This window comes from Hymenobacter endophyticus (assembly GCF_032464715.1).
Lineage (GTDB): Bacteria > Bacteroidota > Bacteroidia > Cytophagales > Hymenobacteraceae > Hymenobacter > Hymenobacter endophyticus.
Genome location: NZ_JAWDJT010000008.1, coordinates 223,725 through 236,975, shown reverse-complemented (window position 1 = coordinate 236,975; position 13,251 = coordinate 223,725). Strand labels below are relative to the sequence as shown.

The 13,251-nt window shown below is 61.6% G+C and carries 12 protein-coding genes; 6 read left to right on the top strand and 6 right to left on the bottom strand.

Features of this window, described 5'->3' with window-relative positions; genetic code table 11:
- Positions 1-36: 36 nt before the first annotated feature.
- The 5 genes from ROI90_RS13445 to ROI90_RS13425 all read right to left on the bottom strand — a co-directional run bounded on the left by ROI90_RS13445 (position 37) and on the right by ROI90_RS13425 (position 7,552).
- Positions 37-2,895, bottom strand: coding sequence for a TonB-dependent receptor (locus ROI90_RS13445; protein ID WP_315998866.1), 2,859 nt, complete (start codon positions 2,893-2,895; stop codon positions 37-39).
- Positions 2,896-3,019: 124 nt separating this feature from the next.
- Positions 3,020-4,366 carry an MFS transporter gene (locus ROI90_RS13440; RefSeq protein WP_315998865.1) on the bottom strand — a complete coding sequence of 449 codons (1,347 nt, stop codon included), beginning with the start codon at positions 4,364-4,366 and terminating at the stop codon, positions 3,020-3,022.
- A 104-nt stretch (positions 4,367-4,470) separates the two neighbouring features.
- Complete coding sequence (locus ROI90_RS13435; RefSeq protein ID WP_315998864.1) at positions 4,471-5,763, bottom strand: sensor histidine kinase; 1,293 nt, start codon at positions 5,761-5,763, stop codon at positions 4,471-4,473.
- Positions 5,764-5,955: 192 nt separating this feature from the next.
- Complete coding sequence (locus ROI90_RS13430) at positions 5,956-6,636, bottom strand: response regulator transcription factor (protein ID WP_315998863.1); 681 nt, start codon at positions 6,634-6,636, stop codon at positions 5,956-5,958.
- 97 nt (positions 6,637-6,733) lie between these two features.
- Positions 6,734-7,552 (bottom strand): TonB family protein, encoded by an 819-nt coding sequence (locus tag ROI90_RS13425; RefSeq protein WP_315998862.1) that lies wholly within the window; start codon positions 7,550-7,552, stop codon positions 6,734-6,736.
- Between the two features lie 72 nt (positions 7,553-7,624).
- Between ROI90_RS13425 and ROI90_RS13420 the strand changes: the two genes are divergently transcribed.
- Together ROI90_RS13420 and ROI90_RS13415 are read left to right on the top strand one after the other, a co-directional pair.
- Positions 7,625-8,434, top strand: a complete 810-nt coding sequence (locus ROI90_RS13420) for a carboxypeptidase-like regulatory domain-containing protein (RefSeq protein ID WP_315998861.1) — start codon at positions 7,625-7,627, stop codon at positions 8,432-8,434.
- A gap of 75 nt (positions 8,435-8,509) precedes the next feature.
- A complete protein-coding gene (locus ROI90_RS13415) occupies positions 8,510-9,058 on the top strand; it encodes a hypothetical protein (protein WP_315998860.1) in 549 nt (182 codons plus the stop codon).
- A 160-nt stretch (positions 9,059-9,218) separates the two neighbouring features.
- Here ROI90_RS13415 and ROI90_RS13410 read toward each other — a convergent pair whose 3' ends face one another.
- A complete protein-coding gene (locus ROI90_RS13410) occupies positions 9,219-9,674 on the bottom strand; it encodes an energy transducer TonB (RefSeq protein ID WP_315998859.1) in 456 nt (151 codons plus the stop codon).
- 188 nt (positions 9,675-9,862) lie between these two features.
- On the opposite strand from ROI90_RS13410, the gene ROI90_RS13405 reads away from it, so the two are divergent.
- From ROI90_RS13405 to ROI90_RS13390, 4 genes are all read left to right on the top strand, one after another.
- Positions 9,863-10,195: a hypothetical protein gene (locus ROI90_RS13405; RefSeq protein WP_315998858.1), complete on the top strand. Its 333-nt coding sequence runs from the start codon at positions 9,863-9,865 to the stop codon at positions 10,193-10,195.
- Positions 10,196-10,440: 245 nt separating this feature from the next.
- Positions 10,441-11,391, top strand: a complete 951-nt coding sequence (locus ROI90_RS13400) for an alpha/beta fold hydrolase (protein ID WP_315998857.1) — start codon at positions 10,441-10,443, stop codon at positions 11,389-11,391.
- Positions 11,392-11,456: 65 nt separating this feature from the next.
- Positions 11,457-12,041, top strand: coding sequence for a DUF7010 family protein (locus ROI90_RS13395; RefSeq protein WP_315998856.1), 585 nt, complete (start codon positions 11,457-11,459; stop codon positions 12,039-12,041).
- On the top strand, positions 12,019-13,182 hold the full coding sequence (locus ROI90_RS13390) for a sensor histidine kinase (RefSeq protein WP_315998855.1): 1,164 nt from the start codon (positions 12,019-12,021) through the stop codon (positions 13,180-13,182). Before ROI90_RS13395 ends, ROI90_RS13390 begins: the two co-directional genes overlap by 23 nt.
- Positions 13,183-13,251: the final 69 nt, after the last annotated feature.

The window sequence follows — 13,251 nt, the reverse complement described above, 5'->3', positions numbered from 1 at the left end:
TAGTCTGCCGCGCCCAGCAGCCCCAGGCGCGGGCCTCTAGAAGGTCAGCGTCACGTTGGTGTAGTAGTACGCGCCGTTGAAGCCGAACTGGGCTACGTTGCGGGAGTAGGGAATTTCGCCGTTGGAGTAGCTGGCAAAGCGGCTGGAATCCACCCGGTCTGGGTACACGTTGGTCAGGTTGTTGGCCCCCAGCGTAATCGACACCTTTTCGCTGGGCGTGTACACAGCCGAAAGGTCGAGCAGGGTTTTGCCGCCGAATTTTTGGCTGATGTGGGGCACGTAGATGACCGTGGTAACGCCGTTGGTAGTGACGGTGCGGTTGGCGGGCTTCTCGTAGGCAACCACGGAGCCGAAGTAGGTGGCCCGGGGCGTAATGCTGAACTTGCCCACCTGATACGTGGCTGAAAGCAGAATTTTCTGCCGGGGCTGGGCCCGCTCAATCAGCCCGATACTTACCGTGTCAATCAGCAGAATGGGCTTCACGGTGCCCGCCTGCAAAGCGGCCGGCGTGGCCGCCGTCGATACGATGTTGGTGGCGTTGAAAGTCAGGGCTAGGCTGGCCGTCAGGCGCTGCTTCTCCCCCATTTCGGTTTTGTAGGTCGACACCAGGTCGATGCCGCGGGTGCGGGTGTTGATGGCGTTTGTGAAGAAGCGGATTTCGCTGATGTTGGCGAAGTCCGGCGTTTGCAGGGCTTTAATATCGGACTTGATGAGCCGCTCACTATTGATGATGCGGTCCTTGATATCAATCTGGTAGGCGTCCACGGTAAAGAGCAGGTTGTTGCCGGCTTGCACGGCGGCACCCAGGCTGTAGTTCCAGGAGGTTTCGGCTTTGGGGTCGGCCACGCCCAGGGGCTTCAGGCGCGGGTCGTTGTTGCGGAGCTGCTTGGTTTGCACAATGGCGCCCGCCTGCACGGTGGAGGTGGTCACGCTGTTAAAGGTCTGCTGCAGGGAAGGTGCCCGGAAGCCCCGGTTGATGGAGCCACGCAGGGAAATGCCCTCCGTCACCTTGAAGCGGCTGGCGAGCTTGCCCGAGAGGTTGGAGCCGAAGTCGGAGTAGTTTTCGTAGCGTAGGGCCGAAGTCAGCAGCAGGCGGGCGGTAATGTCGCTTTCCACGTCCACGTACACACCCACGTTGCGGCGGGTGGTGTTGGTTTCATCCTCGGGGGCAATGCCGGGGCGGCCGCTGGAGCCGGGGGCCTTGGCCGTGCGGGCCGGCGAGGTAGGCGTAGCCGGGGCGGCCAGGGCAAACGGCCCCACGAAGTACGATTCGGGGCTGCCCCGCTCCAGCTGGAACCGGTCCACGCGGAATTGCCCGCCAAAGGCCACGTTAAAGGATTTCACCCCGAATCGGTCCAGGTAGTTGCGCGACACGTTCACCTCGCTGGTGCTCTGCCCGAAGGCGCTGCGGCCCACGTAAAAGTCGGTCGGCGAGTCAGCCCCCATGGATGGGTTGGCCGTGTTGTTGGCGTTCAGGTCGAGGTAGTTGTAGCCGTAGCCGGTGCTGAAGTCGAGGTTCCACTGCCCGGCTACTTTGCGGCTCAGGCCCACTACGGCCGAGTAGTCGTCGGAGCGGCCGGGCAGCTCGGGCAGGTAGCCGTTGGGCTGCACGGGGCTGTAGTTCACGTTGTTGGGCTGGGCATTACGAAAGAAGCCGTAGGCCAGAATGTTCTTGCGCGACACCCCGCCAAAGCTGTAGGCCGTCCAGCCCGAGCCGCCCAACGGCAAACCCAGGTTGTAGAAACCCTGGTAGATATCGGCCTTATTGCTGCCGTACACGCCCACCTTCAGGGGCTGGCCCACGGGCGGATAGATGCCGGCCCGGGCGCGGGCGTTGTTTTCGGCCTCAATCTGGGCGGCGGTAGGCTGGGCCGGCAGCGCCGGAAAAGCCGTGTAGATGCCGCCCACGTAGTTGTCGGAGCGGTTAGTCTGGCCCTGGTGCTGGTACTGCAGGGTCAGGTTGAGGTAGCCGGGGTTCGTCTTGCCCAGCTTCACGCCGTAGTTAGCGCCGGCCAGGTACTGGGCTCCGTCGCCCTCCTGGGTAATGCCAAACTGGGTTTTGACGGTGGCCACGCCGGTGCTGCGGTTCAGCCCCAGGTTGATAACGCCGGCAATGGCATCGGAGCCGTACTGGGCCGCCGCACCGTCGCGCAGCACCTCAATCCGCTCAATAGCCAAGGCTGGAATGGAGTTCAAATCGGTAACCACCGTACCCGAGCCCACCGTTACGTTCAGGTTCAGGGCCGAAAACTGGTGGCGGCGCTTGCCATCTACCAGCACCAGCACCTGGTCGGGGGAGAGGCCGCGCAGGGAAGCCGGGTCGGCGTAGTTGGCCACGCCGTTTACGCCGGTTTTGGCCGAGTTGAAGGAGGGCGAGTTGAACTGCACCTGCTGGCCTAGGTCAGTCTGACCAGTGAGTTGCAAATCCTTGGCGTTGAGCACGTCTACGGGCATGGGGCGCTCCACGTCGGTGCGGGGCAGGCCGCGCGAACCCACTACGGTCACGTCGCCCAGGTCGGTGGTGCTGGTTTCCAGGCGCACGTCAATGGTGGTGCGCTGGCCCACGGTTACCTGTTGCGTTTTGAAGCCAATAGCCGAAATAGCCAGCGTAGCGCCGGGCTTCACATTGAGCGAGAAGTTGCCGTCGGCATCGGTGCTGGTGCCGTTGGCTGCCCCCACCTCCACCACCGTGGCTCCGGGCACGCCGGCCCCATCGGGTCCAATAATGCGACCTTTCACGGGGTCGGCCACCGGGCGGCTCAGTTCCGTGGCTGTGGGTAGAGCCAGACCGTGGGCTGCTGCCGCGCCGGGCAGGGCCAATAGCAGAAATAGTGCCTGCCCCGGGCGCAGGGGCCGCCGCAGGGGTGCAGAGAAAAAGCGTAAAGAAGAGCTCATGTGTAGGGGGAATTTGGGGTTGGGAAAGAGCAGAAACAGGCTGCCGAACCGGCCTGGGGAGCCGAAAAGCGGAGCAAAACTGAGAGTGTGAGAAGGGCAAAAATTTAGCCCAGGCTGCCTAGACTCAAGCCGCAGGCTGGCCGTCGAAGTCGTGGAAGGAGGTGTGCTGGGTTTCAGTCATCAGCAGGCTCACCAGCAGGGAAATGGCAATGCAACCGGCTACGTACCAGTAGAAATAGGCTTCGTGCCCGATGCCCTTGCACCAAAGCGCAATGTATTCGGCCGTGCCCCCGAACACCGCCACCGTGAGGGCGTGGGGCAACCCGATACCCAGGGCCCGTACCTGCACCGGAAACAGCTCCGACTTCACCACCGCACTGATGCTGGTGTAGCCGCTGACTACCACCGAAGCCAGCAGCAGCAGCCCAAGCGCAGTAGCGGGCCGCGTGACGTGGCTCAGGGCCGTGAGCAGAGGCACGCTGCCCACCGCGCCCAGCAGCCCAAACCCGATGAGCAGGGGCCGCCGCCCAATACGGTCGGCCAGCTCCCCGAACAGGGGCTGCATGGCCGCAAAGCCCAGCAGCGCCAGAAAACAGGTGTTGGTGGCCGCACTCCGGGTCATGTGGGCCGTATTCACCAGAAACTTCTGCATGTAGGTGGTGAGCGTGTAGAAGGCCAGCGTGCCACCCACCGTCAGGCCAATTACCTTGAGCACCGAGCGAGGGTAGCGGCGCAGCACCTGCAGGCTGCCGCGCAACTCCTCCGACTCCTGTTGCTGGGCCACGAAGGGCGCCGTCTCGTCGAGGTTGTGGCGCAGGTACAGGGCTACCACCGAAAGCAAAGCGCCCACCACGAACGGAATGCGCCAACCCCAGGCCAGCAGCTCGGCCTCGGTGAGCAGCACTTTCAGCAGCACCAGTTGAATACCCAAAGCCAGCAGCTGGGCCCCAATCAGGGTGAAATACAGAAAGCTGGAATAGAAGCCCCGGCGGCGGCGGGTGGCCATTTCGCTCAGGTAGGTGGCCGATACGCCGTACTCCCCGCCCACGCTCAGGCCTTGCAGCAACCGGGCCGTGAGCAGCAGAATGGGGGCCACAATGCCCACGGTTTGGTAGGTGGGCGTAAGGGCAATGAGCAAGGAGCCCAACGACATGAGCAGCACCGACAGGGTCATGGACTGCTTGCGGCCCACTTTATCAGCAATGCGCCCGAACATCCAGCCCCCGATGGGCCGCATCAGAAAACCCAGGGCGAAAATACCGGCCGTTTGCAGCAGCTGGGCCGTGGTGTCGCCGGAGGGGAAGAAGGAAGCCGAGAAGTACAGGGAAAATGCCGAGAAAACGTACCAGTCGTACCACTCCACCAGGTTGCCCACCGAGCCGCTAAAGATGGCCCGCAGCCGGCGCCGCGAAATCTGCTCGGGGGCAGCGGCGGCAACGGGTGAGGCGAGCAGAACCATGACGGGCAACATCGGGGTGGGAGAAACAAGTCAGCTTTTACAGCCAGTTGACTTGCTTCAAATGAACAACCCGATTTTGAAGGAATTTTATAGAAACCTTGTGGGGAGTATGAAATTTACGATCCAGCCTCCACGGCGGCAGCAGGTGGGGCAAATTCCACCCGCAGGCAGTGCCAGCCGTCGGCGAAGGTGTAGGCCAGCTGGTGGTGATACAACGCCCCGATGCGCTGCACAATGGCCAGCCCAATCCCAATGGAATCGAGGGCGGCGTTGCCCTTTTTGAAGCGCCCAAACAGCTCGGCTACCGGCAGCAAGGGCGGCAGGCCTGTATTGCGCAGCTCCAGCGCGGCCGGCGTGAGCGTCACCTCAATTTCGCCGCCCGGCAGATTGTGGCGGATGGCGTTACTGAACAGATTATTCAGCAGCAGCTGGGCCAGGGCTTCATCCAGGGGCACGCGCACGCCGGGCGCCACGTGCTGGGTGGTGCGCAGGCCCTTCATTTCGGCCAGGTCGGCGAAGGTGGCCTCGGTAGCGGGCACCAGCTGACTCAGGTCGGTGAGCGGGGCCGGGTAGGCTTCGTAGTGCTCCAGCTTGGCCAGCAGGGTGAGGGCCTGGTTGATTTTGGCCAGGCGCTCCAGCTGGTCGTGGATGCCGGTGAGCATGAGTAGCTGCTTCTGAGTAAGTTCCGAGTCCATTAGCAGCTCCACCTGGGCTTTCATGCTGGCAATGGGCGTTTGCAGCTCGTGGGAAGCGTTTTCCGAAAATTCCTGGAGGCCCTGGTAGTCGCGCTGGGCCTGCCGGGTCATCTTCATCAGGAACTCGTTGAGCACGTTGAACTCCAGCGTGCGGCTGGGTTGCAGGCTGATGGTGGTTTTCTGGCTGAGCTGAAACCGCTCAATACCGCGCAGCAGCGCATTGAAGGGCTTGAGAATATACCAGGAAATCACCTCGCTCAGAATGACCACCAGCGCCAGCAAAAACACGAACGTCCAGGCAAACACGAGCATGATGCCGGTCAGGTATTCGTCGCTGGGAATTACCACCACGGCCTGGCTGGTGATGCCGTAGCGCTGCCCGCCAATGCGCGGATAGGTGGTGAGCCGCACCACGCTGGCCGTTGACTGCAGAGCCGGCACCCACTCCTCGCGCACCCGCACCTGCTGGTCGTGGGCGGCCGTATCGGCAGAGGCCAGACGCCGGATCTGCACCTGGGCCCGGGCCGGGTGGGCGGAGTAGTCCCGGCCGCTGGCCAGCTGACGGCCCACCGTGGCGTTTAGGTGGCGCAGCTTGCCAATGGTGGTTTGCGTGACGCTGCGCGACATGGCCCCGTACACAATCGTAAACCCCACGGCCAGCACAAACAGCGTAATCACCGCATAGGCAATGGTATAGCGGTAATTAAGCTTCATAGCAAGTGGTGAGATGGTGAACTTGTGAAATGGTGAGTTCTTGTTCTAGTGGAGCGAGGGGCGCGGTTGGCATCGGCGCGGCGTTGCCGTGCTAGCGGCGTTGTTCTTCAGGGAGTACCCAATGTGGGCCAACGGCACCATTGGTGCCGACCTAACGTCAAACTCACCATTTCACCATCTCACCATATCACCTCATTCCGGAGCGTTGAGCTTGTAACCGAGGCCGTACACGGTGCTGATGTAGTCCTGGCCGCCGCTGTCGGTGATTTTCTTGCGCAGGTTTTTCACATGCTGGTACACAAAATCCACGCTGTCGAGGTTGTCGGTGTAGTCACCCCAGAGGTGGGCGGCAATGGCCTGGCGGCTCAGCATGCGGCCTTTATTGTTGATGAAGTAGAGCAGCAGGTTGGTTTCCTTGCGCGTGAGGTTGAGCAGCTTCCCCCCTACCCGGCACTCGAAGGAGTCGAGGTCGGCCGTAATATTCTGAAACGTGAGGATATTGTTTTTCTGGGGGCTGCGGCGGCGCATAATGGCCTTGATGCGGGCGTGCAGCTCGGGCAGCGGGAAGGGCTTGGTGATGTAGTCGTCGGCTCCTTCGCTGAGGCCGGTGAGCTTGAAATCCAGCGCATTTTGGGCCGAAATAATGATAACGCTGCTTTCCACCCCATCCTTGCGCAGCAGTTTGAGCAGGTTGATGCCGTTGCCATCGGGCAGCATAATGTCCAGTAACACCACATCATAGGTGAAGAGCACGAGTTTCTCGCGGGCCTCATCGAAGGTGGCGGCCACCTCACAGATGTAGTGTTCCTGCACCAGGTACCCCGCAATACTGCGGGCTAGCTCCGGGTGGTCCTCAATCAACAGAATTTTCATACGGTGGCAGACGACGGCTCGGGCCGGCAGACCACCGGAACCTACCATGAGCACCGGTAAAAATATTGAAAAGCTCCACTATACGCTACCCATTAGGCTACAGAATTCGAAACTCTACCGGCAGCTCATACGGCACGGCCACGGCCCGGCCCGCCACCACGGCCGGCTGCCAGGCGGGCATGATGCTCAGGAGCCGCAACACTTCGGCATCCGTGCTGCTACTGATTCCTTTTACTATTTCCGGATTCTGCACCCGGCCCCGCTTATCCACCACGAACCGCACCCGCACGTTGCCCTCCACCTGATTGCGCGAATCAATGGCTGGGTAGCGCAGATTACGCGTGAGCCAAGTGTGCAAGGCTTGGTCGCCGCCCACAAATTGTGCGGGCCGCTCGAAGGCAAACCACGCGGTATCCCGGCCGGCGCGCGTGAAGCAGCGGCCAGCGGTGCGTAGGCCTGCCCGGTAGGTTTCGGTGCGCAGCGCGCGCCCGTTGGGGTACCAGGCCCGCAGGGAGCCCTGACGCTGCCCTTGCTGGTAGGTGAGCTGCCAGCGGCGCTGCCCGCCGGGGTACCAGGCCTGCGCCACCCCATGCAGCTTGCCGCGCTGGTAGGGGTAGCGAGCCACGCGCCGGCCGGTGGTGGGGTTCCACTCGGTGCTGAACCCCTGCCGCTGCCCGCTCCGAAGCTGGCTGTACTGCTCCTGGTGCAGGCGCTGGCCGCCCGGTTTGTAGGTGGTTATGCTCCCGCCCGCCCCTTGCCTTTGCACCACCGTGTAGTACGCGGCAGAATCCGGGTTGGCAGTAGTGCGGCCGGTGGCGGTGTAGTAGGTGCGGGTCAAGAGCTGGGCCCCGGCTGGCTGACCGAGCAGCAAGATGAGGACGATTACCCAAAGGGCTGAAAAAAGTGGGCGCATCATGTGGAATTGGAATAGAAGAAGCATCAAGTGAGAAATAGATGCTTAATCAGTCCATATTGCACACCGCGCCCTATGCGTACTTCACCTGTTTACCTCGCCATTCCGCAGCCCTGCCACGAAAACTGGGACCTGATGACGCCCACTGAGCGGGGCCGCTTCTGCCAGGCCTGCCGCAAGGAGGTAAGGGACTTCAGCGAAATGCCGGCCGCCGATATTTTACGAGTACTTCAGCTGGCCCCGGAAGGCAGCGTGTGCGGCCGCATACCCGTGGATGCGTTGCAGGAAAGCCGCCGCCTGGCCGAGGCCGCTGCCCGGAGGCCGCACTGGCCGTGGGTTAGCCACCTCCGCCAAGTAGTGGCCGCCGTTGGGCTGCCGTTGCTGGCGTACTCGCCGGGACCGGCCCGGGCTACTGCCGCCGCAGAGGTAGCCCAAGCACACCCACCCCGAGTGCGCACCCGGCCGCTTACCGTCCAGCTGCGCATTTATGACCCTGCCACCGGCCAAGGTTTGGGGTTTGCCGCCGTGCAGCTGTGGCAAGCTGACTCCTTACTGCGCACCACTCAGGCCGAGGCCGATGGCACGCTGCAGCTTACCTTACCGGCTGCTGATACGCTTCGGGTGCGGGTACAGGTGCCCGGCTACCGCACGACGGAGGAAACGCTCCGGCCGGCCGGGGTTTCGGGGCCGGTGGCAATACCCATGCAGGCTGGACCGGAACAGTTGGCGGTGGTGGATAAGGCCGTGGAAGCACCGCAAACACAACGCCAGGTCTTGGGTGGCGCTATCAGCTCCATTGAGGTGTACCACCCCACTCCGGTGCAACGGATAGTGCAGGCTCCTAAACGGCTGTTCTGGTGGCTGCGGCAGCGGAGCCGGCGGTAAAAGCAAAGGACGGGGAGCCAAAAGCGCGTTGTTTGCGTTTACACTACGCCCTTAGCGCCTGCCTGTCTTCTGCCTATGCCCGCCCTCTCCCCCGACCTTCGCAAAGCCCTATTCAACCTGCCCGCTAAGGAAAAAGACCAGCTGCTGGCCCGCCTCGTCGCCCAGGATGCCACGCTGGTAGAGCAGCTTACCTACCGGCTGCTGGAAGGCGAAGACGCGCTGGAGGACCGCCGCCACCGCCTGCGCCAGCAGGTAGACGACCCCGTGCGCGGCTTCCATCAAACCCCCAACGACCTGCTGCACATCACCCGCCAGCTCCAGCAGCGCCTTACGTACCACGCTAAAATTACCGGCGACACGCTGGGCGAAATTGAGCTGACGCTGCGCCTGCTTACCAACGTGCTACGCCACCAGCCTGAGGCTACCGGCCGCCTGCACGGCCCCACTCAGCCGCTGCTGCAGCATCTGGCCAAGCGCACGCATGATGTACTCAACACTATTGGCAAGCTCCACGAAGACTACCGCGTGGAGTTCAGCCCGGCCGCCAACGCCTTGCTGCCGTTGCTCTACGCCTCGGCGGCGGCTCCATTAGCCCGGGAGCTGGGAGTACCGATGAGTTGGTAGAAACAGGCAACAGGTAGGTACGTCATTCCGAGCGAAGCCGAGGAATCTCGCCCGCTGACGTTGCCAAAGTGACCTTGACAGCACCACGCGAGATGCTTCGGCTGCGCCTCTGCATGACGTTTTTTACCCGTTACCTGCCGACACTCACCTCAGCCCCAACTCAGTCCAGGGCGCGGAAAATGATGGGCATAGTGTACGACATCCAGACGGGTTGCCCGCTCACCCGGCCGGGCATCCACCAGGGCATGATACGCACTAGGCGCAGGGCTTCTTCATCGAGGCCGCTGCCCAGGCCTTTTACCACTTCCGCGTCGCGGATGCGGCCTTCCGCCGTAATGATAAACCGCACGAATACCCGGCCCGAAATTCCGCTACGCAAGGCGGCATCGGGGTAGTGCAGTTCTTTGCGCAGAAACTTTTGAAACGCCTCCGCTCCGCCAGGAAAGCTGGGCATTTCATCGGCCGTGTGGTATACCTGTGGGGCGGCGGGAATTGGGTTGCTGGTACCGGCCAGGCTGGCGGGCGTACTATCCTCCAAGGAAACAGTGTGTACCTGTGCCCGGGTAAAGGCCAGGGGCAGAAGTGCGACAAGTAGCGCGAGTAACAGTTGGCGCATAGCGGAGGGGGCTGGTTATCTGGCAGATGCGCCAAAGCTAGCGGATAGCTAAGCCCGATAGGTAAGCGTAATGTTATGCTTACATTGTTGAATTGTTGGTAACATAGGCTGCATCCTTTTTCCGCTCCGGGCGGTACACAGAGCCAGGGCATTTGTCTTCCACGGGTTGTTTTTACTCTTCTGTTTGTATGGCTACCACTCCCACCCCCGACCACATGCGGGTTCCGGCTAACCTCAGCGCCGAAAATCTGCACCAGGCTCTCACGGAACTGGATACCAAAATTAAAACGCTGCACAACCGCGCCAACGCCACCACCGCTGGCTCCCAGGCCACTTACCACCAGCACGCTGAGGCGCTGGAAGTCAAGCGGGCCCGCCTGGCGGAGGCACTGTACCACACCTCCTCAGCCAACCCGCCCACCGCTACCCCCCCGGCTACTACCCAAGAGGCGGGAGGTACACTGGATGAAATATGGCGCGGCATTGAAACCCTCCGCCAGGATTTGCGCAACCTCATTTAGCACTGGCGCAGGTAGGTTATTGAATGTATTTATGAACGTAAAGCGAAGAGAGCTGCCTGGTAGGCAGCTCTCTTCGCTTACTGACTGCCTTGAGCTAGTGTGCCACTCGGCCGGCGCACTTGCCATTCGGGGCCGCAGGTGAGCCATTCAGCCGGTGGTTTTACCGTTCCCGGAAATGTAGTTTCACAAGCCTGTGGAGGCAAGTAAGTTTGATTCATCAATCAACCCCTACTCACCTCCCTGCTATGGCTTACGCTACTTCCCTCCGCTCTATCTGCGCCGCTTTCTTCTTGTCGGCTGCGGTGCTGCTGCCCGGCCCAACGGCCGCCACTACTACCACGCAGGCTCTGGCCCCCACCCCAGCCGAGCGCCCCGCTGCCCACCCCAACTTCACGGTGCAGGTAGTGGGCAAGGGCCGGCCAGTCCTCCTGATTCCGGGCTTAACCTGCCCCGGCACCGTGTGGAATGAAACCGTGGCCCACTATCAAAAGCAGTACCAATGCCACGTCATTAGCCTGGCCGGCTTCGGGGGCACGGCCGCCCCAGTCAGCACCGATAAGCTGCTGCAAAGCGTGCGGGACCAACTCCTGGCCTACATCAAAACCCAGAAACTTAATAAGCCCATCGTTATCGGTCACAGCCTGGGGGGCTTTATGGCCCTGTGGATGAGCAGCACCCAGCCCGAAGCCGTGGGGCCCTTGGTCATCGTCGATTCACTGCCCTTTATAGGGGCCATTCAGAACCCGGCCGCCACGGTGGAGCAGGTGCGGCCCATGGCCGAAGGCATGCGCCAGCAGATGAGCAAAGGCAGCGCCAACGCCACCCAGCAACGCCAGATGACGGCATCAATGGTCACGGATACCGCCCGCATTACCCAGGTAACGCGCTGGGCTCTTCAGTCGGACCCCGCTACCGTAGCCCAGGCCATGTATGATATGTACACCACCGACCTACGCCAGGACATAGCCCGGATTCAGCAGCCGGTGCTGGTGCTGGGGGCCTGGGCTGCCTACAAGGCCTATGGCTCAACCAAGGAAAGCACCCGGGCCATCTTCACGCAGCAATATGCCAAGCTACCTCAGCACCGCGTGGAAATGTCGGAGGCCGGCAAGCACTTCCTGATGTATGATGACACGCAGTGGTTTTTCCAGCTTTCGGATGCTTTTCTGAAACAGAATACGGTAGCTGCTAAATAGCCTTTATTTTGCTTCGGCTCCCGGCAGTGGCCGGGAGCCTATTGTGCCTACCTACACAACCCTACATGAGCACCAGTATTACCCAACAGTTTGATCTGCTTCGTCTGGAGCTGGCCACCAAAGCAAAGAGCGGCCTTGACTTTATTCTGGCGGCCAGTGTGGTGTGGGCAGCCATTACCCTGATCTGGTTTACCGCCCTGCCAGCGCCCACCAAGGGCTTCATTACCTTTTTCCTGGGGGCCCTTACGCTGCCGCTGGCCTGGGTGCTGTCCAAGCTGCTGCGCACCACCTGGGCACTGCCGCACAACCCGCTGCAGCCGCTGGGCCTGGTACTTAATTTCGCCCAGCTGTTTTACTTTCCGTTTCTCATATTCATGTATATGCGCTATCCTCAGCATTTTATCATGACGTATGGCATTATTACGGGGGCACATTTTTTCCCGTATGCCTGGCTGTACCGGGCTACGCCTTATGCCCTGGCGGCAGGCTTTATCAGCGTGGGTAGCCTGGTGCTGGGTATGCGCCTGGCCCCTGAGCACCTTTACCTTATCCCGGCATTCCTTACTGCCGCCTTGCTGCTGCTGGCGGGCCTGCTGCTGGTAGCGCACCGTCGTCATCACCTTGCCTATGCCACTGCTACCGCCCGCTAACCAGGAACTGCTTCGCCCTCAGGCGCAGGCAGAAATTGTGGAGGGGGTGCCGGCCCCCAGCCGCTTGTACTGGTATTGCCAACTAGCCGGCTGGCTGCTGTACGGAGTTTTCAACCTGGTAGTGTTTGCGGCCTTCGGGACGGTTTCCGCTGATTCGTTTAAGATAACGGCTGCCATTGTAGTTACCCTTTTCCTGATTTCTCATGGGCTACGGTATTTTTTGCGGGCCCGAAGCTGGCAGCACCTCTCTCCCATAGCCTTGCTGCTGCGGCTGCTGCCTACTAATCTGGCATTGGCCGTGTTCAGCCAAATCATTATCTGGCTGGTAATTCACTGGCTGATCCGGCCGGCTGCCACGGGGCAGCCGTACGGCTGGCAGCAGTTTCTGGGCTACAGCTTCAACGTCAATTTTGTGCTCTGGCTGTGGGCGGGCTTCTACTTTGGCTGGCACTACCTGCGCCGCTCTCAGCAGGCGGAGGTAAATACCTGGAAGCTGGCCGCTGCCGTGCGCGAAGCCGAAATGCGCACCCTCAAAGCCCAGATCAACCCGCACTTCATGTTCAATGGGCTCAACAACATCCGGGCCCTGGTGATGGAGGACCCCGCCCGCACCCGCGACATGATTACCCACCTCTCCGACCTGCTGCGCTACTCCATTCAGCTGAACTCGGCCGAGCAGGTGCCCTTGCGCCGGGAGCTGGAAATTGTGGAGCACTACTTGCAGCTTGAGGCCTTGCAGCTGGAAGAGCGCCTCCGTTATACCCTGGATGTAGACCCGGCCGCCCTGGAAGTTTCTATTCCGCCCATGACGCTGCAGCTCTTGGTAGAAAACGCCATTAAGCACGGCCTTGCACCCCGGCCGGCGGGAGGCTTCATTCACCTCACGGCCCAGCTCAATGACTCCAGCACCCTGCACATTACGGTGCGCAACACCGGCCGCTATGCGCCTGGCCCCAACCACCAGGGTGTGGGCGTACGCAACGCCCGGGAGCGGCTGCAGCTGCTGTTCGGGGCAGCGGCTCATCTGCACCTCGCCAACGACGCCCACGCCCCCGATACTGTGGTAGCGCACTTGCAGCTACCCGCCCGCCAACTCCTCCCGGTTACCACAGCTGCCTTAGCCGGTCACGCCACTTCCTGATGCTGCGCAACTCCCCTACCACCCGCGTGCGGCACCTACTTTCCATTTCATTAGCTTATAGCTGCGCTG

What these genes read in the sequence shown, in the direction of transcription:
- ROI90_RS13410 (WP_315998859.1), bottom strand. Translation starts at nt 9,674, where the DNA reads ATGCGCCAACTGTTACTCGCGCTACTTGTCGCACTTCTGCCCCTGGCC.
- ROI90_RS13430 (WP_315998863.1), bottom strand. Translation starts at nt 6,636, where the DNA reads ATGAAAATTCTGTTGATTGAGGACCACCCGGAGCTAGCCCGCAGTATT.
- ROI90_RS13400 (WP_315998857.1), top strand. Translation starts at nt 10,441, where the DNA reads ATGGCTTACGCTACTTCCCTCCGCTCTATCTGCGCCGCTTTCTTCTTG.
- ROI90_RS13390 (WP_315998855.1), top strand. Translation starts at nt 12,019, where the DNA reads ATGCCACTGCTACCGCCCGCTAACCAGGAACTGCTTCGCCCTCAGGCG.
- ROI90_RS13405 (WP_315998858.1), top strand. Translation starts at nt 9,863, where the DNA reads ATGGCTACCACTCCCACCCCCGACCACATGCGGGTTCCGGCTAACCTC.
- ROI90_RS13415 (WP_315998860.1), top strand. Translation starts at nt 8,510, where the DNA reads ATGCCCGCCCTCTCCCCCGACCTTCGCAAAGCCCTATTCAACCTGCCC.
- ROI90_RS13435 (WP_315998864.1), bottom strand. Translation starts at nt 5,763, where the DNA reads ATGAAGCTTAATTACCGCTATACCATTGCCTATGCGGTGATTACGCTG.
- ROI90_RS13420 (WP_315998861.1), top strand. Translation starts at nt 7,625, where the DNA reads ATGCGTACTTCACCTGTTTACCTCGCCATTCCGCAGCCCTGCCACGAA.
- ROI90_RS13445 (WP_315998866.1), bottom strand. Translation starts at nt 2,895, where the DNA reads ATGAGCTCTTCTTTACGCTTTTTCTCTGCACCCCTGCGGCGGCCCCTG.
- ROI90_RS13440 (WP_315998865.1), bottom strand. Translation starts at nt 4,366, where the DNA reads ATGTTGCCCGTCATGGTTCTGCTCGCCTCACCCGTTGCCGCCGCTGCC.
- ROI90_RS13395 (WP_315998856.1), top strand. Translation starts at nt 11,457, where the DNA reads ATGAGCACCAGTATTACCCAACAGTTTGATCTGCTTCGTCTGGAGCTG.
- ROI90_RS13425 (WP_315998862.1), bottom strand. Translation starts at nt 7,552, where the DNA reads ATGATGCGCCCACTTTTTTCAGCCCTTTGGGTAATCGTCCTCATCTTG.